General features: G+C 41.4%; 22 protein-coding genes. 11 read left to right on the top strand and 11 right to left on the bottom strand.

Annotated elements, in window-relative coordinates; all coding sequences use genetic code 11:
• Nucleotide 1 precedes the first annotated feature (1 nt).
• Nucleotides 2-661, top strand: a complete 660-nt coding sequence (locus tag DWA30_RS03695; RefSeq protein ID WP_114491190.1) for a polysaccharide deacetylase family protein — start codon at nt 2-4, stop codon at nt 659-661.
• A gap of 3 nt (nt 662-664) precedes the next feature.
• On the opposite strand, the gene DWA30_RS03690 is transcribed toward DWA30_RS03695, so the two are convergent.
• The 3 genes from DWA30_RS03690 to DWA30_RS03680 form a co-directional block, all read right to left on the bottom strand.
• Nucleotides 665-2,104, bottom strand: a complete 1,440-nt coding sequence (locus DWA30_RS03690) for a phage tail-like protein (RefSeq protein ID WP_245933857.1) — start codon at nt 2,102-2,104, stop codon at nt 665-667.
• A 205-nt stretch (nt 2,105-2,309) separates the two neighbouring features.
• Entirely contained in the window at nt 2,310-2,606 is a 297-nt protein-coding gene (locus DWA30_RS03685; protein ID WP_114491189.1) for a thioredoxin family protein, read from the bottom strand.
• 54 nt (nt 2,607-2,660) lie between these two features.
• The gene (locus tag DWA30_RS03680; RefSeq protein ID WP_114491188.1) at nt 2,661-3,887 is read right to left on the bottom strand and encodes a metallophosphoesterase; all 1,227 of its coding nucleotides are present in this window, start codon (nt 3,885-3,887) and stop codon (nt 2,661-2,663) included.
• 106 nt (nt 3,888-3,993) lie between these two features.
• Here DWA30_RS03680 and DWA30_RS03675 point away from each other — a divergent pair, with 106 nt between their 5' ends.
• From DWA30_RS03675 to DWA30_RS03665, 3 genes are read left to right on the top strand one after another with little or no spacing between them, the layout of a single operon-like run.
• A complete protein-coding gene (locus DWA30_RS03675; protein ID WP_114491187.1) occupies nt 3,994-6,921 on the top strand; it encodes a GH92 family glycosyl hydrolase in 2,928 nt (975 codons plus the stop codon).
• Between the two features lie 3 nt (nt 6,922-6,924).
• Entirely contained in the window at nt 6,925-7,944 is a 1,020-nt protein-coding gene (locus DWA30_RS03670) for an isoaspartyl peptidase/L-asparaginase family protein (protein ID WP_114491186.1), read from the top strand.
• An 8-nt stretch (nt 7,945-7,952) separates the two neighbouring features.
• Nucleotides 7,953-9,284 carry a sugar MFS transporter gene (locus DWA30_RS03665; protein WP_114491185.1) on the top strand — a complete coding sequence of 444 codons (1,332 nt, stop codon included), beginning with the start codon at nt 7,953-7,955 and terminating at the stop codon, nt 9,282-9,284.
• A gap of 213 nt (nt 9,285-9,497) precedes the next feature.
• Here DWA30_RS03665 and pckA read toward each other — a convergent pair whose 3' ends face one another.
• The gene (gene pckA / locus DWA30_RS03660; protein WP_114491184.1) at nt 9,498-11,099 is read right to left on the bottom strand and encodes a phosphoenolpyruvate carboxykinase (ATP); all 1,602 of its coding nucleotides are present in this window, start codon (nt 11,097-11,099) and stop codon (nt 9,498-9,500) included.
• A gap of 71 nt (nt 11,100-11,170) precedes the next feature.
• Nucleotides 11,171-11,566: a DUF423 domain-containing protein gene (locus DWA30_RS03655; protein WP_114491218.1), complete on the bottom strand. Its 396-nt coding sequence runs from the start codon at nt 11,564-11,566 to the stop codon at nt 11,171-11,173.
• Nucleotides 11,567-11,637: 71 nt separating this feature from the next.
• On the opposite strand from DWA30_RS03655, the gene DWA30_RS03650 reads away from it, so the two are divergent.
• Nucleotides 11,638-13,008 (top strand): saccharopine dehydrogenase family protein, encoded by a 1,371-nt coding sequence (locus tag DWA30_RS03650; RefSeq protein WP_114491217.1) that lies wholly within the window; start codon nt 11,638-11,640, stop codon nt 13,006-13,008.
• Nucleotides 13,009-13,058: 50 nt separating this feature from the next.
• Here the strand turns inward: DWA30_RS03650 and DWA30_RS03645 are convergent, their stop codons facing one another.
• Together DWA30_RS03645 and leuS are read right to left on the bottom strand one after the other, a co-directional pair.
• Nucleotides 13,059-13,748 (bottom strand): zinc metallopeptidase, encoded by a 690-nt coding sequence (locus tag DWA30_RS03645; RefSeq protein ID WP_114491183.1) that lies wholly within the window; start codon nt 13,746-13,748, stop codon nt 13,059-13,061.
• 56 nt (nt 13,749-13,804) lie between these two features.
• Entirely contained in the window at nt 13,805-16,678 is a 2,874-nt protein-coding gene (gene leuS, locus DWA30_RS03640) for a leucine--tRNA ligase (RefSeq protein WP_114491182.1), read from the bottom strand.
• A 153-nt stretch (nt 16,679-16,831) separates the two neighbouring features.
• Between leuS and DWA30_RS03635 the strand changes: the two genes are divergently transcribed.
• From DWA30_RS03635 to DWA30_RS03610, 6 genes are all read left to right on the top strand, one after another.
• The gene (locus DWA30_RS03635; RefSeq protein ID WP_114491181.1) at nt 16,832-17,710 is read left to right on the top strand and encodes a cell division protein FtsX; all 879 of its coding nucleotides are present in this window, start codon (nt 16,832-16,834) and stop codon (nt 17,708-17,710) included.
• A 132-nt stretch (nt 17,711-17,842) separates the two neighbouring features.
• Nucleotides 17,843-18,103: a DUF3098 domain-containing protein gene (locus DWA30_RS13620; protein WP_245933856.1), complete on the top strand. Its 261-nt coding sequence runs from the start codon at nt 17,843-17,845 to the stop codon at nt 18,101-18,103.
• Nucleotides 18,104-18,106: 3 nt separating this feature from the next.
• On the top strand, nt 18,107-18,898 hold the full coding sequence (locus tag DWA30_RS03625; protein WP_114491179.1) for an undecaprenyl-diphosphate phosphatase: 792 nt from the start codon (nt 18,107-18,109) through the stop codon (nt 18,896-18,898).
• Nucleotides 18,898-19,587: a tRNA pseudouridine(55) synthase TruB gene (truB, locus tag DWA30_RS03620; RefSeq protein WP_114491178.1), complete on the top strand. Its 690-nt coding sequence runs from the start codon at nt 18,898-18,900 to the stop codon at nt 19,585-19,587. The genes DWA30_RS03625 and truB overlap by 1 nt, the downstream gene beginning before the upstream one ends.
• 61 nt (nt 19,588-19,648) lie before the next feature.
• On the top strand, nt 19,649-20,371 hold the full coding sequence (locus DWA30_RS03615; protein ID WP_114491177.1) for a hypothetical protein: 723 nt from the start codon (nt 19,649-19,651) through the stop codon (nt 20,369-20,371).
• Nucleotides 20,372-20,416: 45 nt separating this feature from the next.
• Nucleotides 20,417-20,998 carry a DNA-3-methyladenine glycosylase I gene (locus DWA30_RS03610; RefSeq protein WP_114491176.1) on the top strand — a complete coding sequence of 194 codons (582 nt, stop codon included), beginning with the start codon at nt 20,417-20,419 and terminating at the stop codon, nt 20,996-20,998.
• A gap of 10 nt (nt 20,999-21,008) precedes the next feature.
• On the opposite strand, the gene DWA30_RS03605 is transcribed toward DWA30_RS03610, so the two are convergent.
• From DWA30_RS03605 to aat, 4 genes are all read right to left on the bottom strand, one after another.
• Entirely contained in the window at nt 21,009-21,365 is a 357-nt protein-coding gene (locus tag DWA30_RS03605; protein WP_114491175.1) for a hypothetical protein, read from the bottom strand.
• 140 nt (nt 21,366-21,505) lie between these two features.
• Nucleotides 21,506-22,525 (bottom strand): agmatine deiminase family protein, encoded by a 1,020-nt coding sequence (locus tag DWA30_RS13525; protein ID WP_114491174.1) that lies wholly within the window; start codon nt 22,523-22,525, stop codon nt 21,506-21,508.
• The gene (locus DWA30_RS13520; protein ID WP_114491173.1) at nt 22,497-23,255 is read right to left on the bottom strand and encodes an agmatine deiminase family protein; all 759 of its coding nucleotides are present in this window, start codon (nt 23,253-23,255) and stop codon (nt 22,497-22,499) included. The genes DWA30_RS13525 and DWA30_RS13520 overlap by 29 nt, the downstream gene beginning before the upstream one ends.
• A 68-nt stretch (nt 23,256-23,323) precedes the next feature.
• Nucleotides 23,324-23,968, bottom strand: coding sequence for a leucyl/phenylalanyl-tRNA--protein transferase (aat, locus tag DWA30_RS03590; protein WP_114491172.1), 645 nt, complete (start codon nt 23,966-23,968; stop codon nt 23,324-23,326).
• Nucleotides 23,969-23,985 lie beyond the last annotated feature (17 nt).

The following is a 23,985-nucleotide window of genomic DNA, read 5'->3' as shown; positions in this document are numbered from 1 at the left end:
CTTGAAAAAATTATTGGTACACCCGCCCAAAGCACTGCAACGATTATTTCCTAAAGTGACATGGGCGCTTCCTAATAATGAGAACAAGGTCTATCTCACTTTCGATGACGGCCCCATACCCGAAGTCACTCCTTGGGTGCTGGATCAGCTCAAAGAATGGGATGCCAAAGCGACCTTCTTTTGTATTGGAGATAATGTGCGGAAACAACCTGCACTTTTTTCGCGTATTATTTCTGAAGGCCATAGCATTGGAAACCATACATATCATCATCTTAAAGGTTGGGACACGAAGAACCATACATATTTAGAAGATGTAAACAAAGCGGAAGCTACTTTTAAAGAAGTAATACAAGCAAATGACAATCTAAAGCCTTCAGATACCACTAAACTTTTTCGTCCGCCATACGGTAAAATTACAAGTGCGCAAGTTTCTTTACTTCGGAAAAACGGGTATCAGGTCATAATGTGGGATGTACTATCGATGGATTACAGCACAAAAGTTTCCGAAGCACAATGTCTTGAGAATGTAAAAAATTACATTAAACCCGGAAGTATCATCGTCTTTCACGATAGTCTAAAAGCACAAAAAAACCTTCAGTACACATTACCGAAGGTTTTAAGTTATATTGGGTCGCAGCAATGGGACGCTGTCTGCCTCTAGGTACTACATAAGCAACATACTAAAAGACTGTATTAAGAAACTCTCGTTTCCTGAAGATGTTTTTTGAACATACACTTCTATATAATCGTTCGGCTTAAGGTCTACCGTTCCTAAGATCGCTACCGATTGGTTTTGGTTAGTGACCAAAGTGTTTATTAGTACACTCGTTCCCGGAACCTCAACACCGTTCTTAAAAATAGAAAACCGGAATTGACTTCCACCTGTGGCCGTATACGAAAGTGCGGCATTTACAATGAAATTACGCGTTTTAGACCCTTCATACACCAATCGATTACTCATCGCCCCGGAACCGTTATCGGTAGAGGTTCTAAGCATTCGTGTAGGCGTTGTTGTTACTTGTACTTTGGCCGCGTTGTTGTTACTAATTGTATAAACTGAAGCAGCGGTATAATATACATTTCCTGTGGCATCGTCATCACTTTCTTTAGAGATACCGGGGCAGTCTACCGTCCATTTATTAGTAAAACTGTAGCCCGGGTAGGTGTTGGTGGTGTATTTATCGATAAATGTGGTACTAGTACCGGAGAACGCGGTACCAATGATCACACCATCGGTCACAGCCGGATTGTTACTTACATCTATACCAACAGCCGAACCGTTTACAGTACTAAATCCACTTACCTTTTGAATAAGATCGAACGAACCGGTAAAAGTTTCGAAGGTTCCTGCGTTATTCCCAAACCAGCCTTGGTTGCTCAAAAGTAAACTACCAATATTATTATAGGTAATCCCATTCGTATTGCCTACATACTGCACTATGTTTGAAAAATAGAGTCCGACATTAGAAATAGTCCCTACATTAGCCATTCCGCTAACTATGGTGTTTTGCAATAAAAGTGAGGAACCACCGGTGATATTAAACGCTGTACCGCCTCCGGCGATGGTAATGTTACGTATACTTCCTCCCATGTTGCCCGAAAAGACGGTTCCAGCAGAGAACAGTATATCTTCATTAGCGTCTAGCCCGGCTAGATATGCGTCATTTAAGTTAATAGGGTTACTTAATGTGACAAGACCATTGATCTCATAATAGGTATTTGGGTCTAAGGTGATAACACCTCCTGAAGGCGTCGGGAAGTCGGCTTCACTTTTAACGAGTACAAAATTATCGCGAGTTTCTTTACTAGCGATCATTTCGATCCAAGAACCAGAAGTAGTATCGTAATAAAAGAAAGCATCTTCATCGGTATCGAAGACTAGCAATCCTTCGGCCGGTGACGAAATATTGGTCCTATCGGTAGTAGACATTCTTGGTGCTAATAACCCTTGGGTGTTAGATGAAACATCTAAAACTGATGAGGCGTCTGGTGTTGTTGTTCCAATACCTACTTGAGCGAATGTAGAAAAAGAGATAAGAAATAAACTAACAACCAAGAGCACCGCCATATTAGGCACTGATTGTGAGGGGAGTATTTTTTTCATAGCTGTTTTTGTGAGATTAAAATTTGTGCGAAATAAATACATTTAATCTAAAAAATACAACTTTTGTCGAAGAAATCAGGGCTAAATAGTGTTAAAGTGTAAGAATTTCCTACAACCCTCTGATTGCGAGAAGACTATGAGGTCGCTCTCGACACAGCTTTAAAATAAAATGCCTAAACCTTAGGGATTTATGGATAACGAGGTGTTATACGTATTCTTTAACGAGGCCGATAAGCGTATTAGCATCTTGTTCACCACTTTGGCGCCATTTCATTTCACCCCCTTTGTAGATCATCAATGTGGGGAGTCCTTTTACGCGTAACGCTTCGGCCAATTCTTTGTTTTTCTCAATATCAATCTTGATTACTCGAGCTTTATCACCCAAGGCAGCTGCCACATCGCGTAGCACCGGGTGCATCCCCTTACAAGCTTCATCCCATTCTGCATAAAAGTCGAGCAGTACAGGAACCTTGGTTTCAATTAATTCTCCAAATTTTGACATCTATCTAAAGTGTTACTTGAACAATGGAATTACAAATATAGCATTTCCCACAAATTATGCGGTATTCGTCTTCTTTTTCAGTTTAATAACAGTGATCTCGGGCCAGATTCCCACTCTACCTGGGTAACCAAGAAATCCGAAGCCCCGGTTTACATTAATATAGCGTCCAAACTCCTCATAGATTCCTGCCCAATTTTCATATCTATATTTCACCGGGCTCCACTTGAACCAACCCGGAATTTCAATTCCAAACTGCATTCCATGTGTATGACCACTTAATGTGAGCTGTATGTTCCTAGGATCTTGTTTTACTTGTTCTTTCCAATGGGAGGGATCATGACTCATAAGAATTTTAAAATCGGTTTCTGAAACACCCTCACATGCTTTATCAAGATCTCCCGCTTTCTTAAAACCTCCAGCGCCCCAGTTTTCGACGCCAATAAGTTTAATGGTAGCGCCATTGCGCGTCAATGTTCTATTCTCGTTAAGTAATAGGTCCCAGCCCATTTCTTGTTGTAGGTCTTTTAATGCTGAAAGATTCGCTTCTTTTTCAGCTTTTGTTTCCCAATTCACATAATCGCCATAATCGTGATTCCCTAAGACCGAATACACACCGTTTTTTGCGCGTAAGCTTCCGAAGAGCGCTTTCCAATCGTTCATCTCGTCGGCTACATTATTAACGAGGTCTCCCGTAAATACTATAATGTCACTTTTTTGTTCGTTGATAAGATCTACAGCGTATTCTATTTTTTTTGCATTATCAAAACTTCCACTATGGATATCACTTATTTGCGTAAGTGTAAATCCGTCGAATTCCTCCGGCAGATCATCAAACGCTAACGCATAACTTAAAACTTTGTAATTATACTTTCCTTTATACATGCCGTACAACAAGGAGGCGAAAGGAATGGCCGCGACACCAAGCGCAATGGTACTAATAAACTTCCTCCGAGATGGCACATAGAAGCCTTCATCGCTGCCTGCTAATTTAGAGAACACCCCAACGAACAATCGAATAATATCTTCCCCAAACATAAAAATGATGAGTATTAGCTTCGGAATAAATACAGCTAGGAACAGTCCGAAAATATACATTCGTTCCGGTGTCATTGTACGCGAGCTTCCATAACTAAGTTGATAAATGAACAAGGCTAAAATCCCTACGGAGACTAACACATATAGGCCATGTAACCAACTATTACGTGTTAAGGAACGTACCGCTTGAAACGCATATACGTCTACTAAAATATAAATAACAATAAAAATGATCCAACGAAGCATTCAGGTAAATTTTTGACGGTTTTAAAGATAGGGGGTTTTAAAAAGTTGTAGGCCACATTCACTTTTATTTAACGGTTTTTGTATCTTTTGAGCTCACTTTTAGATTATGAGAAACACCCTTGTTTTGTTAGTACTGTTCGGTCTTTTACTAGGTTGTTCAGAAAAACAAAGGCTAGAACCTGCTCAAAAAGATAAATCACTTACATCCTTTGTAAATCCGTTTATAGGTACAGGTGGCCACGGACATACCTATCCGGGAGCAACGCTTCCATTTGGAATGATGCAATTAAGTCCGGACACTAGACTAGATGGTTGGGATGGATGCAGCGGATATCATTATAGCGATTCGTACATCTATGGTTTTTCGCATACGCATTTAAGTGGTACCGGGGTTAGTGATTATGGTGATATCTTATTAATGCCCACCAATGCTTTGTTATTCAATAATGGCGCAGATGGCAAGCAAGGATATCGCGCCCATTTTTCTCACGATAACGAAATTGCTACGCCGGGATTCTACGGAGTCACTTTAGATTCGACCCATATTGAAGTTGGCCTCACCGTTACCAAAAGGGCCGGTATACACAAGTATGTGTACCCCTCTGCCGACAATCAAATTGTGATCTTAGACCTAGAACATCGAGATAAGCTGCTTCAGCATAACATCACCCTAGTGTCTAACACCGAAGTTCAAGGCTATCGTTTTTCTGATGCTTGGGCCAAAGAACAGCAACTCTATTTTAATTTAAAGACATCGAAACCATTTACTATACTTGGGCAAAACACTCAAACCTTTTCTGAAGAAACTACCAAAATAGGTCTTCTTTTCGACAACCCGACTAACGAGCCTATTTACGTTAGTATCGGTATCTCGGCGGTTGACGAAGCAGGAGCTAAAAAAAACAGAGAAGAAGAAATTGGAGATAGTTCGTTCGAGCAGTTAAAAATAGCCGCCGAAAATAGCTGGGAACGACAACTCGAAAAGATCATTGTTGAAACCCAATCTAACGATGACAAGATCAATTTTTACACTTCCTTGTATCATACTATGTTGGCGCCAAACTTGTATCAAGATGTGGATGGACGCTATAGAGGCATGGACTTGGAAGTACATTCCACCACTGCGTTTGACTACTATACTGTCTTTTCTTTATGGGATACCTATCGCGCAGCGCATCCATTGTATACGATCATCGAAACCGAACGAACCAACGATTTTATAAACACTTTCTTGGCTAAGTATGATGAGGGTGGTATTATGCCTATTTGGGACCTATCTGCCAATTATACAGGTTGCATGATTGGTTATCATGCGGTGCCTGTGATCGCCGATGCGTACCTAAAAGGCATTAGGTCTTACGATGCAAACAAAGCATTAAACGCCATGAAACACAGTGCCATGCAGCAGCACTTAGGACTAGCGTCCTACAAAAAATTTGGATACATCCCGGTAGAAGAGGAAAGCGAGTCGGTTTCTAAGACCTTAGAATACGCGTACGACGACTGGACCATTGCGGCCATGGCCAAGGAAATGGGGCAGCATGAAGATTACCGACTTTTTTCTGAAAGAGCTCAATATTACAAGAATAGTTACGATCCTGAAACCAAGTTTATGCGAGGCCGATTTAGAAACACTTGGTTTGCACCATTTGATCCTTATGAGGTAAATTTTAATTATACCGAAGCCAATGCCTGGCAATACAGCTTGTACGTTCCGCAGGATATTAGCGGACTAATGTCGCTTATGGGCGGAAAAGATAAATTGGAAGAGCATTTAGATACCTTATTTACCGCCGCAACACAAACTTCTGGTCGTGATCAGGCAGATATTACGGGTCTAATAGGCCAATACGCACATGGGAACGAACCTAGTCATCACATGGCGTATCTTTATAACTTTGTAAACAAACCGCATAAAACACAGGAAAAAGTACATCAAATTCTTACCGAACTTTATACCAACGAACCCGACGGAATTAGCGGTAATGAGGATTGCGGACAAATGAGCGCTTGGTATGTATTTAGTGCCATGGGCTTTTATCCTGTCACACCGGGAAGCAACCAGTACATCATTGGAAGTCCGTTACTAGACCGTGCCACTATCAATTTGGAGAATGGAGCCCAGTTTACAATAGTCGCCCATAACCGTTCTAATGCCAACCATTATATCGAAAAGGTCGAACTTAATGGCAGCGAATTGTCCCGAACGTATCTAGAACATTCAGAAATAATGGAAGGTGGGACCTTGGAGTTCTTTATGACCCATTCACCTAGTTCTTGGGGTACTTCGGAAGGAGAAGAACCGGTAACAGCCATTGTAGATCACACAATTGTTCCTGCTCCATATATTGCTTCCGGCGAAGTGGCATTTAAGGAAACAACCAAAGTAACGTTGGCTGTTGCAACTGCAGCGACCGATATTTTTTACAGCATAGATAATTCAGAATTCAAAAAATATGAATCGCCTATCACTATTACTGAAACTGCCGAATTAACCGTGTTTGCGAAAAAAGAGGATACAAAAAGTGCAGAGATTAGCACTCAATTCTATAAGATCGATCCCAATCTAAGTATATCTCTTGAAACCAACTACGCCAATCAGTACAACGGTGGGGGGAACGATGCCTTGATCGATGGAATTCGCGGTGCGAAGGATTTTAGGACCGGTGCTTGGCAAGGATATCAAGACACCGATGTGATCGCAACAGTAGATCTAGGTACTACGAAAACTATTAACTCGATAGCCGTTAATTTCTTGCAAGATCAGCGAAGCTGGATCTTCTACCCTACTCAAGTACAATGTTTGGTCTCTAATGACGGCACCAATTTTACCCTATTGGGAGAACGTAGCATAGCAGCAGAAACCCCTTCCGAAGAAACACGTATTAAAACGATACAATTTGATCAACCAACGACTCCGTATCGCTATATAAAGATCATAGCGAAAAACTTAGGAGACCTTCCCGATTGGCATTTGGGAGCCCCTTACGACGGTACAGCATGGATCTTTATAGACGAAATCGAAATCAACTAAGCTATGAAACGAAGAACCTTTATTCAAAATGCATCGCTTTCCGGTTTAGGCGTGGTAGCCGGCACAACAGTTTTAGCTTGTAATAATACCTCATCAACTTCCGAAGCAAATTCAAAAGAAAACCCTGTCGACACCATGAAAAACACAGAAAAACCGACACCCATTGCTATATGTACCTGGGGTTTTACAAAAGCCAATGAAGCAGCTGGTATTGCGTTAAAAAATGGTGATCCTGCCCTAGATGCTGCCATTAAAGGAGTAAGTGTAGAGGAAGAAAACCTAAAAAACACCACCGTGGGTAAAGGGGGCGCCCCAGATCGTGAAGGTAATGTTACACTTGATGCTTGTGTAATGGACCCTAGTGGTGATTGTGGGGCTGTATTGTGTGTAGCACATATTACCAATGTAGCTGCATTGGCTCGCAAAGTCATGGAAGAAACGCCTCATGTGATCCTAGCCGGTGAAGGCGCGGAAGAATTTGCCTTAGCGAACGGATTCGAAAAAGAAAACCTGCTCACCGAAGCATCTAAAGAAGCTTGGCAGGAATGGCTAAAGACCAGCGAATACAAACCGTTAATAAATATTGAAAATCACGATACTATTGGTATGCTTACTATGGACGGTAACGGCGACATCGCCGGTGCTTGCACCACCAGCGGTCTCTCCTACAAAATGAAGGGACGCGTAGGCGATTCCCCCATCATAGGAAGCGGACTTTTTCTAGACAATGAAATAGGTGGCGCCGTGGCTACAGGAATGGGAGAAGAGGTTTTAAAAACAGTGGGTAGTTTCTTGATCGTCGAATTAATGCGAAATGGAATGTCGCCTCAAGAAGCTTGCGAAGAAGCTGTACACCGCATCGTTAAAAAAAATGATCGCTACAAAGATTTTCAAGTCGCCTATATCGCGATGAACAAAGCAGGTGAAACCGGTGCCTATTGTATACACGAAGGGTTTACCATGATGCGCTATCAAGACGGAAAGAATGAGAATGTGGCCGTCGACTTCTATAAAAAATCATAATCCCGCCTATGTCAACTTCTAAAGGGTATCGTTCTGCATTTATTATCGTCACTGTCCTCTTTTTTTTATGGGGATTTATCACCGTTTTGGTAGACAGTTTAATTCCCAGATTAAAAGATGTTTTTGAACTTTCAAATTTTCAATCGGGATTGGTGCAGTTTGCCTTCTTTATCGCATTCTTCGTATTCTCCCTGCCTGCGGGTTCCTTACTAAGTAAGATTGGATACAAAAAAGGCATTATTTTAGGGTTAACGACCATGGCAATTGGATGTTTGCTATTCTATCCGGCTGCGTCCTATCGCTTATTTTGGGTGTTCCTTTTGGGCTATTTCACTTTGGCGGCCGGGATAACGGTTTTACAAGTAGCGGCAAATCCGTACGTCGCAGTTTTAGGCACAGAGGCCGGCGCTTCGAGTCGACTTAATTTGTCGCAGGCATTTAACTCCTTGGGAACTACCATTGCTCCGGTGATTGGTGCTGTGTTCTTGTTGAGTGATACTATAATGACTTCGGAAGAGCTTTCGGTACTTTCTGATGCCGACAGGATGGCTTATTTTGTTGCTGAAGCAGCCACGGTTCAAAAACCATTTCTATTTATTGCTGCCTTTATTGGATTATTGGCGCTACTCTTTCTATTTATACAGCTTCCGAAGCTATTACAAGAAGCACCAAAAGGTGGTTACGGCAGCTTATTGAAGAATAAGTTCGCTTTGATGGGTTTCTTCGGAATCTTTGTATATGTAGGTGCCGAAGTTGCCATAGGCAGCTATTTAGTTTTGTACTTTATGGATATGAACATGGCAGCCGTTATTACGGAAAATAGCAGTATGATGACCATTGCGAATAACATTGCGTCCTTCTTTACATTAGAATTTTCAACTTCCGACCCTAAATCATTAGTTGGCATCTTCGTGCTATTTTATTGGGGAGGCGCAATGATAGGACGCTTTATAGGAGCCTATTTAACCAAGATCCTAGCTCCGGCTAAAGTATTGGGAGCCTTTGCATTATTAGCCATCTCATTACTTCTAATCTCGATGAACACAAACGGACTAACAGCGATGCTTTCTATTTTAGGTGTGGGCTTGTTCAATTCTATCATGTTCCCAACCATTTTTACGCTCACATTGGAAGGGCTGGGCGATTTAAAACCACAAGCCTCGGGACTCTTGTGTATGGCCATTGTGGGTGGGGCAATCGTTCCTCCTCTATACGGATATTTTAGCGATGTTGCCGGATTTAAGATCGCACTCTTTTTATTAGTAGCATGTTACGCGTATATATTATACTTTGGTTATAAAAAACTGAAAACAAATAATTTACGACACGTTAGAAAATAATAAGGTTGTACAGTATTTACAATTAAATTTAGTAACAACCGATAAATTTTGTACTTTTGTAGGACATAAGTAGGTTGATACCCTCGGGGGTATTAATCAAATTTGGGGCGAAAAGTCATCACATCTGTGATGGCTTTTCTATTTTATATAAGTCATTTTCAACAAAAAAGGCTTCGATTAACGAAGCCTTTTTCTAATTAATATCTGTATTGACTATCCTTTAAGAGGTGCTCCAGACAATATTTCGTCATTAGCAAATTCCTCAAACTTTTTGAAGTTGTCTTTAAATGAGCTTGCCAATTCTTGTGCTTGGATATCGTACGCTTTTTTGTTCTTCCAAGTATCTTTAGGGTTCAACACCTCATCGGGTACATTTGGACAAGATTGTGGTACTTGAAGTCCGAATACCGGATGTTCCAAATAGGATACCTCCTTTAGTTCCCCTTCAAGTGCCGCTGTAATCATGGCACGCGTAAATTTCAGTTTCATTCTGTTCCCAACGCCATAAGGTCCGCCGGTCCATCCTGTATTGACCAACCAAACGTTCACCCCCGAATCTTTCATTTTCTTGCTTAACATCTCACCGTATTTAGTAGGATGTAGTGGCATGAATGGTGCACCAAAACAAGCTGAAAAGCTAGGTGTAGGCTCATTGATCCCTTCTTCCGTTCCGGCTACTTTTGCAGTATAACCACTAATAAAGTGGTAGGCCGCTTGTCCCGGTGTAAGCTTAGAAATTGGAGGCAGTACACCAAACGCGTCGGCAGTTAAAAAGAAAATATTCTTTGGGTTCTTCCCTATCGATGGTTCTTGAATGTTATCGATGTGGTAGATTGGGTAACTTACTCGGGTATTTTGTGTAATAGAAGTATCTTCAAAATCTACATTGCCATCTTCATCCATGATCACATTCTCCAAGATAGCTCCCGGCTTTATAGCCTTATAGATATCCGGCTCGTTCTCTTCGGAAAGATTGATCACCTTGGCGTAGCATCCTCCTTCAAAGTTGAAAATGGTATTGTCTTTAGTCCACCCATGCTCATCATCACCAATTAATTTACGATTCGGGTCTGCAGACAATGTTGTTTTCCCGGTTCCCGATAATCCGAAGAAAATAGCAGTTTCTCCATTCTCACCAACATTTGCAGAACAATGCATAGGCATAGTGTTCTTATCGACAGGTAGTATAAAATTAAGTGCTGAAAAGATTCCCTTTTTAATTTCACCGGTATACCCTGTACCGCCGATCAAGGCGATTTTTTTAGTGAAATTAAGAATCGCGAAGTTATGTTGACGTGTTCCGTCCACTTCAGGGTTGGCCATAAAGCCCGGCGCGTTTATAATGGTCCATTCCGGATCGAAACTTGCTAATTCAGCTTCGGTCGGACGTAGGAACATATTATGCGCGAACATATTCGACCAAGGATACTCATTGATCACTCTAATGTTTAAACGATAGTCATCGTCGGCACAGGCATAACTATCGCGAACATAAATTTCTTTTCCACTTAAGTAATCGACAACTTTGTCGTAAAGATCGTCGAACATATTGGTAGGAAAGGGAATGTTGATATTCCCCCACCACACTTTATCTCGAGTTACATCGTCTTTAACAATAAACCTATCTTTAGGAGAACGGCCTGTAAACTCGCCGGTATGAACCGCAAGAGCACCGCTGCTGGCTTCTTTTCCTTGTCCTTTTTGAAGGGTTTCGTTGTGTAATTCTTGAGAGGAGAGTTGGTATTTAACCGTGGCATTCTTGATCCCGTAGTTCTCTACTGAAATCGTTTTCGCAGTTTGGTTTTTATCGACCATAACTTGTTTTAATAGTTGCGACACAAAAATAATAAATCTGAAATAGATAGCACCGTTAAAAAACCTTAATTCTATCGCTTATTTGTTAACAATCCGTAGGCCAATCGTATCCAGCCTACTATAAACAACAATCCCCCTATTGGTGTCACCGGACCTAAAAAAGTAGGAGAAAAGGGTAGCACGGTTTTTAACGACAATATATAGATAGATCCTGAAAATAATAGTATTCCGAAGACAAAGAAAAAGAACACCCATTTTTTGGTGGCTACCGAGATGTGCGAAGCAACTCCAACTACGAGCAATGCTAATGCGTGGTACATTTGATAACGCACGCCGGTCTCAAAACTTGCTACAGCATCTTCCGGAACCAAACGTTCTAACGCATGGGCTCCAAAAGCTCCTATAGCAATGGTCGTGGCTGCCAATACAGCAGCCCATAGCATGATTTTTTTTTCGCTTATCTTCATAAGTTCCGCACTCAAATTTGTATTTTCGTCCTAGTAAACGAACCTTCACAAAGATACCAAAAAACCTACGTATGAGAAATATTTTGATCATTGGAGCAGGACGCTCAGCCACAAGCTTAATCCGTTATTTACTGGATAAATCGGAAGCCGAAGATCTGTTCTTGACCATTGGTGATATTTCAATACAACAAGCGCAAAAATTTACCGAAGGACACCCGAACGGACGCGGAATTCTATTAGATGTTTTCAATTCAAGACAACGCCGGGAGGCTATCGAGAACAGTGACCTGGTAATTTCGATGTTACCCGCACGTTATCATATTGAAGTAGCCAAAGATTGTTTGGAATTTGGAAAACATATGGTGACCGCCTCTTATATAAGTGACGAGATGCAATCGCTGGACACTAAAGTAACCGCAAAAGGACTGGTGTTTATGAACGAGATCGGACTCGATCCTGGGATCGACCACATGAGCGCCATGCAACTAATAGATCGTATTCGCGATAACGGGGGAAAAATGTTGTTGTTCGAGTCGTTTACCGGCGGACTTGTCGCGCCCGAAAGCGATGACAACTTATGGCATTACAAGTTTACCTGGAACCCAAGAAATGTAGTGCTGGCAGGTCAAGGGGGCGCAGCCGAATTTATACAAGAGGGTACGTATAAATACATACCGTATCACCGACTCTTTAGAAGAACTGAGTTCCTAGAGATTGAAGGCCACGGTCGGTTTGAAGGCTATGCCAATCGAAATTCATTGAAGTACAGAAGCGTTTACGGGCTCGAAGATGTATTGACCTTATATCGCGGAACCATTCGACGCGTGGGCTTCAGTAAAGCATGGAATATGTTCGTGCAACTTGGCATGACCGATGACAGCTACACCATTCCGAATTCTGAAGACTTATCGTATCGTGACTTTGTAAACCTATTCTTACCCTATTCTCCAACCGATTCCGTAGAACTTAAACTACGTCATAATCTAAAAATCGATCAAGATGACCTAATGTGGGGAAAGCTGTTAGAACTAGACATCTTTAACGCCAAAAAAACGATTGGAATAAAAGATGCAACCCCGGCCAAAGCGTTACAGCGAATTCTTGAGGACAAATGGACACTACAACAAGAAGATAAAGATATGATTGTTATGTATCATAAATTTGGCTACGAAATAAATGGCGAGAAAAAACAGATAGACAGTAATATGGTCATTAAAGGTGAAAACCAAACCCATACGGCAATGGCAAAAACCGTTGGGCTTCCCGTCGCCATTGCGGCACTCAAAATATTAAATGAAGAAATAACCACGCCGGGCGTACAACTTCCAATTACTAAAGAGGTATATACCCCAATACTCAAGGAGTTAGAAAGCTTTGGCATTTCTTTTAACGAGACCGAAGTCCCTTATTTAGGATACAATCCCGATAACGTAGCCGGATAAAAAAACCGCTTCTAGGAAGCGGCTCTATTTTATTCTTGTTTCTGAAGCAATTAGCGTCTTCCTAAAAAGATACTTATAAAATATAAGAGTGTTGCTAAGGATCCAATTGCGGCAACTACGTAGGTTCGGGCCGCCCATTTTAGTGCGTCTTTGGCACCGGCGTGCTCTTGTGGTGTAACCATATTTTCGGTTTCTAACCATGCCAACGCTCTTTTACTTGCATCAAATTCTACCGGCAAGGTGATAAACGCGAAAACGGTGGTCGCTGCAAATAATATAATTCCTATTAAGAATATCGTATTTCCCAGCAGTGAACCGGATACCGACAATACCAATCCTGCCATAATTACAAAATTAGACAGCTTGCTCGAAACACTTACTGCAGGCACGATGGCCGATCGTAGCTTTAACCAACTATACGCTGTGGCATGTTGTATTGCATGACCACACTCATGAGCAGCCACGGCAGCAGCGGCAGCATTACGCTGCATATAAACCTGCTCACTAAGGTTTACTGTTTTATTTGCCGGATTGTAGTGATCGGTCAACTTTCCTTGCACCGAGATTACTTTTACATCGTGGATTCCATTATCAGAAAGCATTTTCTCTGCGATCTCTTTACCACTCATGCCGTTCTGTAAATGAGTTTGGGAATACTTCTTAAACTTACTTTTTAGTCTGTTGCTTACGTACATGCTCACCAAAAAGATGATTCCCGCTAATATATAATACCCTATCATTTGTTCTTTATTTGAAAATTAAAAGTACAAATTGAAATGCAAAAAGTATGCTAAAGTTATCCCACGATATTGACAATCTTTCCGGGCACTACAATTACCTTTTTCGGGCTGCGACCTTCGAGATAATGGGCAGTCTTCTCATGTGCCATTACGGCAGCCTCAATGTCATCTTTGCTCATATCCAACGGTAGTTCGAGTGTAAATCGCATCTTTCCATTAAAAGAAATTGGATACTCCTTACTACTTTCTACCAAATGTTTCTCGTCGAATACTGGAAATTGTGCTGTGGCAATACTCTCGGGATGCCCTAGCTTGTTCCAAAGTTCTTCGGCTATATGGGGCGCATACGGTGAAATAAGCACCAATAAAGGCTGTAAAACTTCTTTCGAATTACACTTTTGCGCACCAAGTTCATTAACCGCAATCATAAAAGTAGACACAGAAGTGTTAAAACTAAAGTTTTCTATATCTTCTTCTACTTTTTTAATCGTTTTATGCAAGGTCTTTAAGCTGTCTTTTGAAGCAGGTTTGTCGGTTACTTGAAAGCTATTGTTTGCACCGTTGTGATACAATTTCCATAATTTTTTAAGAAAACTATGCACCCCTGTGATCCCAGCGGTATTCCAAGGCTTCGCTTGCTCTAATGGCCCCAAGAACATCTCGTACATTCGCAAGGTGTCGGCTCCATATCGGTCGCAAATCTCATCGGGGCTTACCACGTTGTATTTCGATTTTGACATTTTTTCGACCTCGCGGCTCACTTTAAATGTACCCTCTCCTTCGGTTATAAACTCCGCATCCTCAAATTCAGTGCGCCATTGTTTGAAGGCAGCTACATCCAACTCGTTTGAAGTATTCACTAACGAAACATCTGCATGAATGGGTTGTGTATTATAGTTGTTCGCAAGACCTGCCGAAACCAATTTATGCTCACCCTCCACTCTATGCACAAAGGCACTTTCACCCAAGATCATCCCTTGGTTGATCAATTTTTTAATAGGCTCGTCTACCAGCAGATGTCCACGATCGTAAAGAAATTTTACCCAGAAACGACTGTATAATAAATGGCCGGTTGCGTGTTCGCTTCCGCCTACATACAAATCGACACTATCCCAATACCTCATCGCTTCGGTTGCGGCTAGGGCATCAGAATTGTTTGGATCCATATATCGAAACATATAACAACTACTCCCTGCCCATCCCGGCATGGTATTTAATTCTAGTGGAAATACTGTCTCATCATCAACGAGTGTATTGGCCACAACCTTGTTCGCCTTGGTGTCCCAAGCCCATACATCAGCTCGACCCAGTGGTGGTTCCCCATCTTCGGTCGGTAGGTATTTTTCGACCTCAGGTAAGGTTAGCGGCAAATGTTCCAATGCGATCATTTGTGGCAGTCCATTCTTGTAATACACGGGAAATGGCTCTCCCCAATAGCGCTGCCTTGAAAAAACGGCATCGCGCAATCTATAGTTTATCTTGCCGGTTCCATGGCCTTTGGCTTCTAAGGCTTCAATCGCTTTTTTTGTCGCCTCCTTGTACGAAAGGTCGTTTAGAAAGTCACTATTGGTAATTATCGTATTTTCTTTATCTGCAAAGGCTGCTTCGGAAATATCGACCCCTTTAAAAATATTCGGGATCTCGATAGCAAAGTGTTTGGCAAAATCGTAATCACGTTGATCGCCACATGGAACACTCATGACCGCTCCGGTCCCATACCCTGCCAAAACATAGTCGCCAATCCAAATAGGAATTTCCTTTCCGGAAAAAGGGTGGATCGCATAGGCGCCTGTAAAAACACCACTAATGGTCTTTACATCGGCCATACGTTCTCGTTCGCTACGTTTAGCTGTAGCTTCGATATATTCGTTAACGGCTTGTTGTTGTGCTTCGGAAGTGATTTCGCCAACCAGCTCATGTTCGGGCGCAAGAGTCATAAAACTCACTCCAAAAATAGTGTCGGGACGTGTGGTAAAAACATCGATGGTGGCATCGTGATCTTTTACCGAAAAAGTTACACTAGCTCCTTCACTTCGACCAATCCAGTTGGTTTGAGAATCTTTTAGCGGCTGTGGCCAATCTATGGTCTGCAATCCGTCTAACAAGCGTTGGGCGTAGGCTGTAATTCGCATGCTCCATTGCTTCATTTTCTTACGAACGACAGGATATCCCCCGCGTTCTGACACACCATTTACGATCTCATCATTTGCCAGGACTGTTCCTAATTGTGGACACCAATTCACTTCTGTTTCCGCCAAGTAGGTAAGTCGGTATTTAAGTAATATCTTTTGTTGTGCTGCTTCGGAAAGATTTGTCCATTCTTCGGCAGTAAAGGATTCGGTATTGGCATCACAGGTCGCTTGTACCGTTGTGTTTCCTTCCGAAGAAAAGATAGAAATCAAGTCAGAAATAGGCCTAGCCTTGTCTTGTTTTTCGTCGTACCAGCTCTCGAAAAGCTGAATAAAGATCCATTGCGTCCATTTGTAATACTCCGGATTGGAGGTGCGCACTTCCCTACTCCAATCGAACGAAAATCCAATTCTATCTAATTGTCTTCGGTATCCTTCTATCTGTTTTCCACTTTTATCGACACCGCCTTCAATATTTACCTTCGTAGTTTCGGCCGGATGCTGTCCCGTTTGAATGGCATACTGTTCTGCCGGTAACCCAAAGCTGTCGTAGCCCATAGGGTGTAATACATTAAATCCTTTATGTCGCTTGTATCTGGCATACACATCGCTGGCAATATAACCCAAGGGATGGCCTACATGTAAACCGGCTCCCGAGGGATAGGGGAACATATCTAGCACATAGTAACTAGGTGGAAGTTCAGCATTGGAATCGGATGGATTTTTTGCTTTAAACGTGTTGTTCTTAGCCCAATTTGCTTGCCATTTGGCCTCAATATCGTTAAAGTGATAACTACTCATTAAAGAAAAATTAAAAGTAAAGCACCGCTTACAACGGGAGAAGAAGTGCGGGGGCAAATTTACGGCTATTGTACGAAAGACAAAAGTTTAAACGTTGTTATGTATTAGGTGTAAAATTCCTTGTATTTTTACAGCTGTAATTCAACAAAACCTATGGCGTCTTCTTTCGAAAAATACCAAAAACGCAGATTGATCTCTTCCTATTTTTCGGTGGTGATTAGTATCTCATTAGTCTTATTCTTACTAGGACTTTTGGGGCTGTTGGTATTAAACACTAAGAAAGTAGGAGACCATTTCAAAGAGAAGATAGCGCTCACGGTATACTTAAAAGATAGCGCGAAAGAAGTAGAGATCACACAACTAAAACAAAGCTTAGCTTTAGCCGAATATACCAAATCGGCTGAATTTATTTCGAAAGAACAAGCAGCCGAAGAACACAGCGCCACCATTGGCGAGAATTATATGGAGTTTCTTGGGTATAACCCTTTGCAGAACAGCATAGACGTGCATGTTTTGGCCGATTATGTGTCTCCGGCAAAATTGGAAGAGATCAGTAATGAGATCATGACCAAAGATTTTGTTGACGAAGTGGTGTACGACAAACCCTTGATCGAGCTGTTGAACGACAATGTAAAAAAGATCAGCCTCTGGATACTCATTATTAGTGGGGTATTTACCTTTATTGCCGTACTCTTAATTAATAGCTCTATTCGTTTATCGGTTTACGCCAAGCGGTTTACGATTAAGACCATGCAAATGGTTGGCGCGACCAAACGGTTTATTCGACTACCGTTTATTTGGAAAAGTGTAAAGTTAGGGATGATAGGAGCGGTCATAGCAATGATTGGAATGGGGATTGTCCTGTATTATTTAAACCAGAATTTTTCCGAATTGCAATTACTAGAAGACAAGGTGTTACTAATCGTTCTGTTCGCATTCATATTTTTAATGGGATTTGTTATTACTTGGATAAGCACCTTTTTTGCAACTCAACGATTCTTAAATCTGAGAACCGATGAGCTGTACTATTAATAGCATTCAAAGCGTACTAGGAAATGCGCATTTAAATAAAAAAGCTACCTTGCACTTATTCCTATTAGTTTGGAGGAAGCTGTAAATACATTGCCTAAAAAACTATACTTTTAAATTCGTAAAATTTATATTTTGGGAGAAAAGAAACGACGAGAAGAAGCGAAGAAAACAGAATTTATTTTTGAACGAGAAAACTATAAGTTCATGCTTATAGGAATTGCTTTTATTGCTCTCGGATTTATACTAATGACCGGTGGTGGCAGTGACGATCCTACAGTATTCAATCCGGAAATTTACAGTTGGCGCCGTATTCGTCTTGCACCGGCTTTGGTGCTTATAGGTTTCGGTATTGAGGTCTACGCGATCTTGCTCAATCCAAAAAAGAAAGATTAACACATGGATGCTTGGGAAGCCATTCTCCTTGGAATAATTCAAGGGTTTACCGAATTTCTACCGGTTTCTTCCAGTGGACATCTCGAATTAGGAAAAGCGATCTTGGGAGATACCTCCCTGCCCGAAGAAAGCCTTCTATTTACCGTAGTGCTCCATTTTGCTACAGCGTTAAGTACCATTGTCGTATTCCGAAAGGATGTGGTAGCGATTGTGGGCGGACTTCTAAAGTTTACTTGGAACGAAGAAACTCAATTTACCGTTAAGATTCTTGTTTCTATGCTGCCGGCTGTGATTGTCGGTTTGCTGTTCGAGGCCCAATTAGAAGCCTTTTTTGGCGGGAACATTGCTTTTGTTGGCGCCATGTTGATCGTGACCGCCATATTACTTTGGCTGGCAGATCGTGCAAAGAATACAGGCAAACATGTTAGCTATGGAAACGCATTTATTATTGGTATCGCACAGGCAATCGCCATGCTACCCGGAATTTCCAGGAGCGGCGCGACAATATCGACCTCGGTGTTGCTTGGAAACGACAAAAGTAAGGCTGCGCGATTTTCGTTCCTTATGGTCGTGCCTTTGATCTTCGGAAAGATCGCAAAAGACCTTCTAAGCGGAGAACTCACAACCGTATCTACAAATTTTACGGTGCTCGGACTTGGATTTGCAGCCGCATTTATTTGCGGCTTGATCGCTTGTACTTGGATGATCGCACTGGTTAGGAAGAGTAAACTGCGTTATTTCGCAGTATATTGTGTATTCATAGGCATGCTTGCCATTTTAGTGAGTATTTTATAATGACAGCAGATGACTACAAATCGGGGCAAGTACTCCTTATCGATAAACCTTTGGGTTGGACCTCATTTCAGGTGGTCAATAAAGTTCGGTGGTTAATTAGAAAACAATTTGACATTAAAAAAATTAAAGTAGGACATGCCGGTACTTTAGATCCGTTGGCTACCGGCTTACTTATTTTATGTACCGGAAAGTTCACCAAAAAGATCGAAAGCTTTCAAGCGCAAGAAAAGGAATACACCGGCACTATTACCTTGGGCGCTACGACTCCCAGTTATGATCTAGAGACCGAAATTGATGCCACCTATTCACTTTCCGAAGTGACTTCAGAGAAAATTAAATCAACCGCCCAACAGTTTGTAGGCGAGATACAACAACAACCGCCGGTGTTTTCTGCATTAAAAAAAGACGGAAAACGATTGTATGAATTTGCACGTGCAGGCGAAGATGTTGACATTCCGAAGCGAACCGTACGAATATCCTCTTTTGAGATCACACGGATCGAACTACCGCAAGTCGATTTTAGAGTCGTGTGCAGTAAAGGAACTTATATTCGATCCCTAGCACATGATTTGGGTCGCGCCTTAAATAATGGAGGGCACCTGTCAAGTCTAAGACGCACTAAAATTGGTAGTTTCCATGTAGCCGACAGCACGACCATAGAAGCCTTCGAAAACGCATTATCCAGTTAAAAAAGCCTTAATTTTCAGCAGTTTGTAAGGTTTTTCCGCTAAAATTTCAGTACTTGCAATCATGAATTGGAACTATTCATATCGAGCATTTCTAATCACTTCTCTTCTCTTCGGAATTCTTTTCTTAGTGCTTTACAGTATAAAATTGGGAAATTATGAAGAAGTACCACTAGAGAACTACGATGTAGTATATAAAGCCGAAGAGCTACTCTTGGAAGAGGAAGAACTGGCCATAATGACTCCGGAAAAGACGACCGTTGAAACCAATCGTGCGTACAATGAAGCGGAGGAATTTATAAATGATGCTGAAAATCTTAGGGAAGATCCTACCGAAACTATCGAAGGAAAGTTAGCCGAGATCGACCGAGCCATCGCCGAATCGAATGCAACAAATAACGAAGCGGGCATAGAAAAAGCGAAAGAAAAAATTATTGAAACCCGTGAACGACTTTCTAATGGAGACGAATCTTCTAATGAAACCGTTATAAACCGAGGTGCCAATCGCAGAACAACTATAAGTTATCGGCTTGTTGGCCGTACTGCTATCGATCTGCCCAATCCCGTATATACTTGCGAAGGTGGCGGAAAGATCGTTATTTCTATAGAAGTGAACGCTTTGGGAAAGATCACAAGGGCTACCTACAACAAGAACCTATCTACGACCACCAATGGCTGCTTGATCGAGAGCGCATTAGAATATGCCAATGACGCTCGCTTTACTACCAATAGCGCTAAAGACAAACAATTAGGTACTATTACCTACAATTTTCCGGGGCAGTATTAAGCAAATGCTGCAAATCTTAGTACCTTCGGAATTCGAACATAAAATATGAAACGAGAACGCTGTCCGTGGTGTGGAGATGATCCACTGTATGTTAGTTATCACGATACCGAATGGGGAGTACCGGTATACGATGATGCTACATTATTCGAATTTTTACTCTTGGAAACCTTCCAAGCCGGACTTAGTTGGATCACTATTTTACGAAAGCGGGAGAATTTCCGAAAGGCCTTTGATGATTTCGACTATCAGAAAATTGCAGCCTACAATGAACCCAAGATCGCTAGTTTGCTTCAAGATCCCGGTATCATTAGAAACAAGTTAAAAGTACGCTCGGCCGTAAGCAATGCACAAGCCTTTATACATATTCAAAAGGAGTTTGGTAGTTTTAGTAAATACATATGGGATTTTGTAGATGGAAAACCCATTCAGAATAACTACAAAAAAATGGAAGACGTTCCGGCAAACACACCCTTAAGTGATGCCATTAGTAAGGATCTTAAGAAACACGGATTCAAATTTGTAGGTTCGACCGTTATTTATGCACATATGCAAGCCACGGGCATGGTGAACGACCATTTAACTAGTTGTTTTCGACATAAGGAAGTAACGGGTACGCAATTGCATTAGTGCTAGTATTCTAGTTAGTTCCTACAGCTGGCGCCGATAGGTATTTATTCTTTTCAATATTTGCGTTCAATGCCTTTAGTGACTGCTTGTATCGAAACTTTAAGGTTTCGTCAGTCGGTGGTTCCACCGAAAACAATTTTTCATACCATTTTCTAGCCATGGCATAATTGCTTTTAAAATAATAAGCATTTGCCAGATCTTTATAAATAAGAGGCGTTCCATAGCCTTCTTTTACCACCTGCTCGTACACCTTTGTTACGTCTACGTCCTTATTGACATCGGTAGAAGTTTTGGTTTGAACCTGCGCGACACTTGAAAATGTGAAAATGACTAGGGCGAAAAGGAAAAGTAGGTGCTTTAATTTCATACTATTAATTGTAAGAATTATCTTACCAAAGATGGTTTATCAGTAGCTAAGTACCAAAAATATTCGATAAAATACAAATATCTGCGGCACAGTGTCTTAAAACTGCTAAAATCTTTAATTATTATATCTAATTTAAACAATTATATTTTAATTACTTTCTTAGTAACACGACCAAAATCACCTTCAAAGGTTATAAATAAAGTTCCTTGCCAAGTTCGATTTAATTGCAATTTCATTGTTCCTCTTCCTGAATCTATAGTTATCTCATCTAGTTTTTGACCCAACAGATTGTGAACCGTGACAAGTACCGGTCCGTCGATTTGGTCCAGATCAAATCGCACTTCTCCCGTTGTCGGATTAGGATATGGTGCTGAGATCGATTGTGCTGCAAGGTCGTTAACTCCAAGATTGGCAACGTTCATGGTCCAGAATCCTTCCGGCGCTACCATAGGTCTACTCATGGTCTTACCCGAATTTGATTCGGCAGTAATATAATATTCAATGTCTATCGCTTCCGAAGGAATACTTAAATCGACCGTCCAATTGTCTTCACTTACAAAACTCATCGCAACTTCCGAAAAGTTGGTATCTCCTTCTTGTCTCCAGAAAACACTCGCTTCACTAATATCCGATTCGTGTTTAATCAAAGCGTCTATGGACACATTACTACCTGCGCCTGCTTCTGCAATAGGTTGGTGCACGATCAATAATGGATCGGCTACGCCAATGGTGTGTGTTATACAGTGTATCGCCCCTACTTGAGAGATCAAGTTTTCACCTTGATTATCCACATCTATTCCCACAATATTGTATCCCGGCATCATTTCTTCCCATTGCGCCAGTGCAGGCCCATCGACTTCCGGCCGATAGGTTGGAATAAGAATTGTTTTATTAATAAATACCGCATTGGTATAATTTCGATAATATCCTCCATTATCCGGGTAATTACCGCCTTCACTTGGTGGTGAGTCAATTCTTTTCACCTTAAATGGAGTTCCAAATGCCGACTGAAAATTAGATAGTACGTAGTCGATATTGGCTTCTATCTGTGGGCCATCGGCTACTCCAGTAGGATATTCGGCCACCAATAACGTTTCTTCGTCCAACAACTTCATATGCATGTCGATATGATTAATTACATCGTAGGGAAGTGGGGTCATTTTTTATATAGTTCTCTATGCCCATATAGTTGAACATGATATCGTCTATCTGTGCTTCCGTCTTTGCAGAAACACCATAAGGATTGCCCGCAGCATTTTCATCTAATACTAATTCTGATGCAAAGGCATTTCCGAGGCCATCCGACATAAAGTTACCTCCGGTATTCACCAGATCGTTGGTGCCCGAGTCGGTTGCATAAAAAGGAAGGCCCAATAAGCTGGCATGTGCGGCAGGAATTACATCATCATCGGGTCTAGGCCTGTTATAGATCCAATCTACCAAGTTGCGTTGCCCAACGTCATCGCTATACACCGTATTTCCTGCATAATCACGAATCCAAATGCTGTTCCATGGAACGTCCAAGAAAGTAACATTGCTAATATCGATTCCGTTAGAAGTTAGGTAGGAAGAAACTGTAGCTTCATTTTGAGTAACAATAATCACATTACACTCATTTACGGCAGCTGCAACGATTTGACGTAATATATTTGGAAAACTTGGTTGCCATGTAAGTACTAGATATTCTACTTCTTCCCATTCGGCCATTGTTCGTACCGGTCCGGCCGGTGGTGGCGTAATGCGTGAGTTTGTAAACTCGTATTGGGTAAGGATTCCTTCTTCGGAAGGAGTTAGATTTGCAGGCAATATTTCATTTTGCTGCCCAAAAGAAAAAGTAGTACATACCGTCAATAACATGACAAGTAGCACTTTAGTGTAATGTAATTTCATCGTAAAAACTGGATTTGAGGAAACGAATATACTTATTTTTAGCCTTTTAGGCTTGCTTATTTAAAAACTTAACACTTCAAATACGCTAAGAATCGATCACGGGAAATTTCTTTCGCTCCCAGTCGTTCCAAGTGCTCAGAGTACACTTGACAATCGATCAACGAATAGTTTTTTTCTTGTAACTGCGCTACAAGATGATAAAAACCAACTTTAGACGCATCCGATTCTTCACTGAACATACTCTCTCCACAAAATACGCCTTGTTTGGGAAGATCAATACCGTAAAGCCCTCCTACCAACTTCGACGAACGCCATACCTCAACCGAATACGCATGTCCCTTACGATGTAGCTTAATATATGCCTTTATCATGGCTTCTGAGATCCACGTACCGTCTTGTTCTTTGCGCGGAACACTTGCGCACTTTCGTATTACCTGCTCGAACTGTGTATTAAAAGTGACCTTAAAATAGTTTTTGTCTACTTTTTTCTGAAGGCTTTTAGATACCTTGAATTGCTTCGGAAACAGTACCATTCTCGGATCCGGACTCCACCATAAAATAGGTTGTGTCGCCTCGTACCATGGAAATATACCCGATTGGTATGCGAGTAGGATTCGTGCTTCAGACAAATCACCACCAATGGCCAACAGACCTTCTTCTGAAGCTTCAGAAGGGGAAGGAAAATAAATTTCAGAAGAACTGAGAAAATGCATTTATTTAAAATTGGTAA

Source organism: Candidatus Ulvibacter alkanivorans, from assembly GCF_003333325.1.
In the GTDB taxonomy this organism is placed as follows: domain Bacteria; phylum Bacteroidota; class Bacteroidia; order Flavobacteriales; family Flavobacteriaceae; genus Ulvibacter_A; species Ulvibacter_A alkanivorans.
Note: the sequence above shows the minus strand (reverse complement) of the source record. Positions and strands in the feature narration are given on the sequence as shown.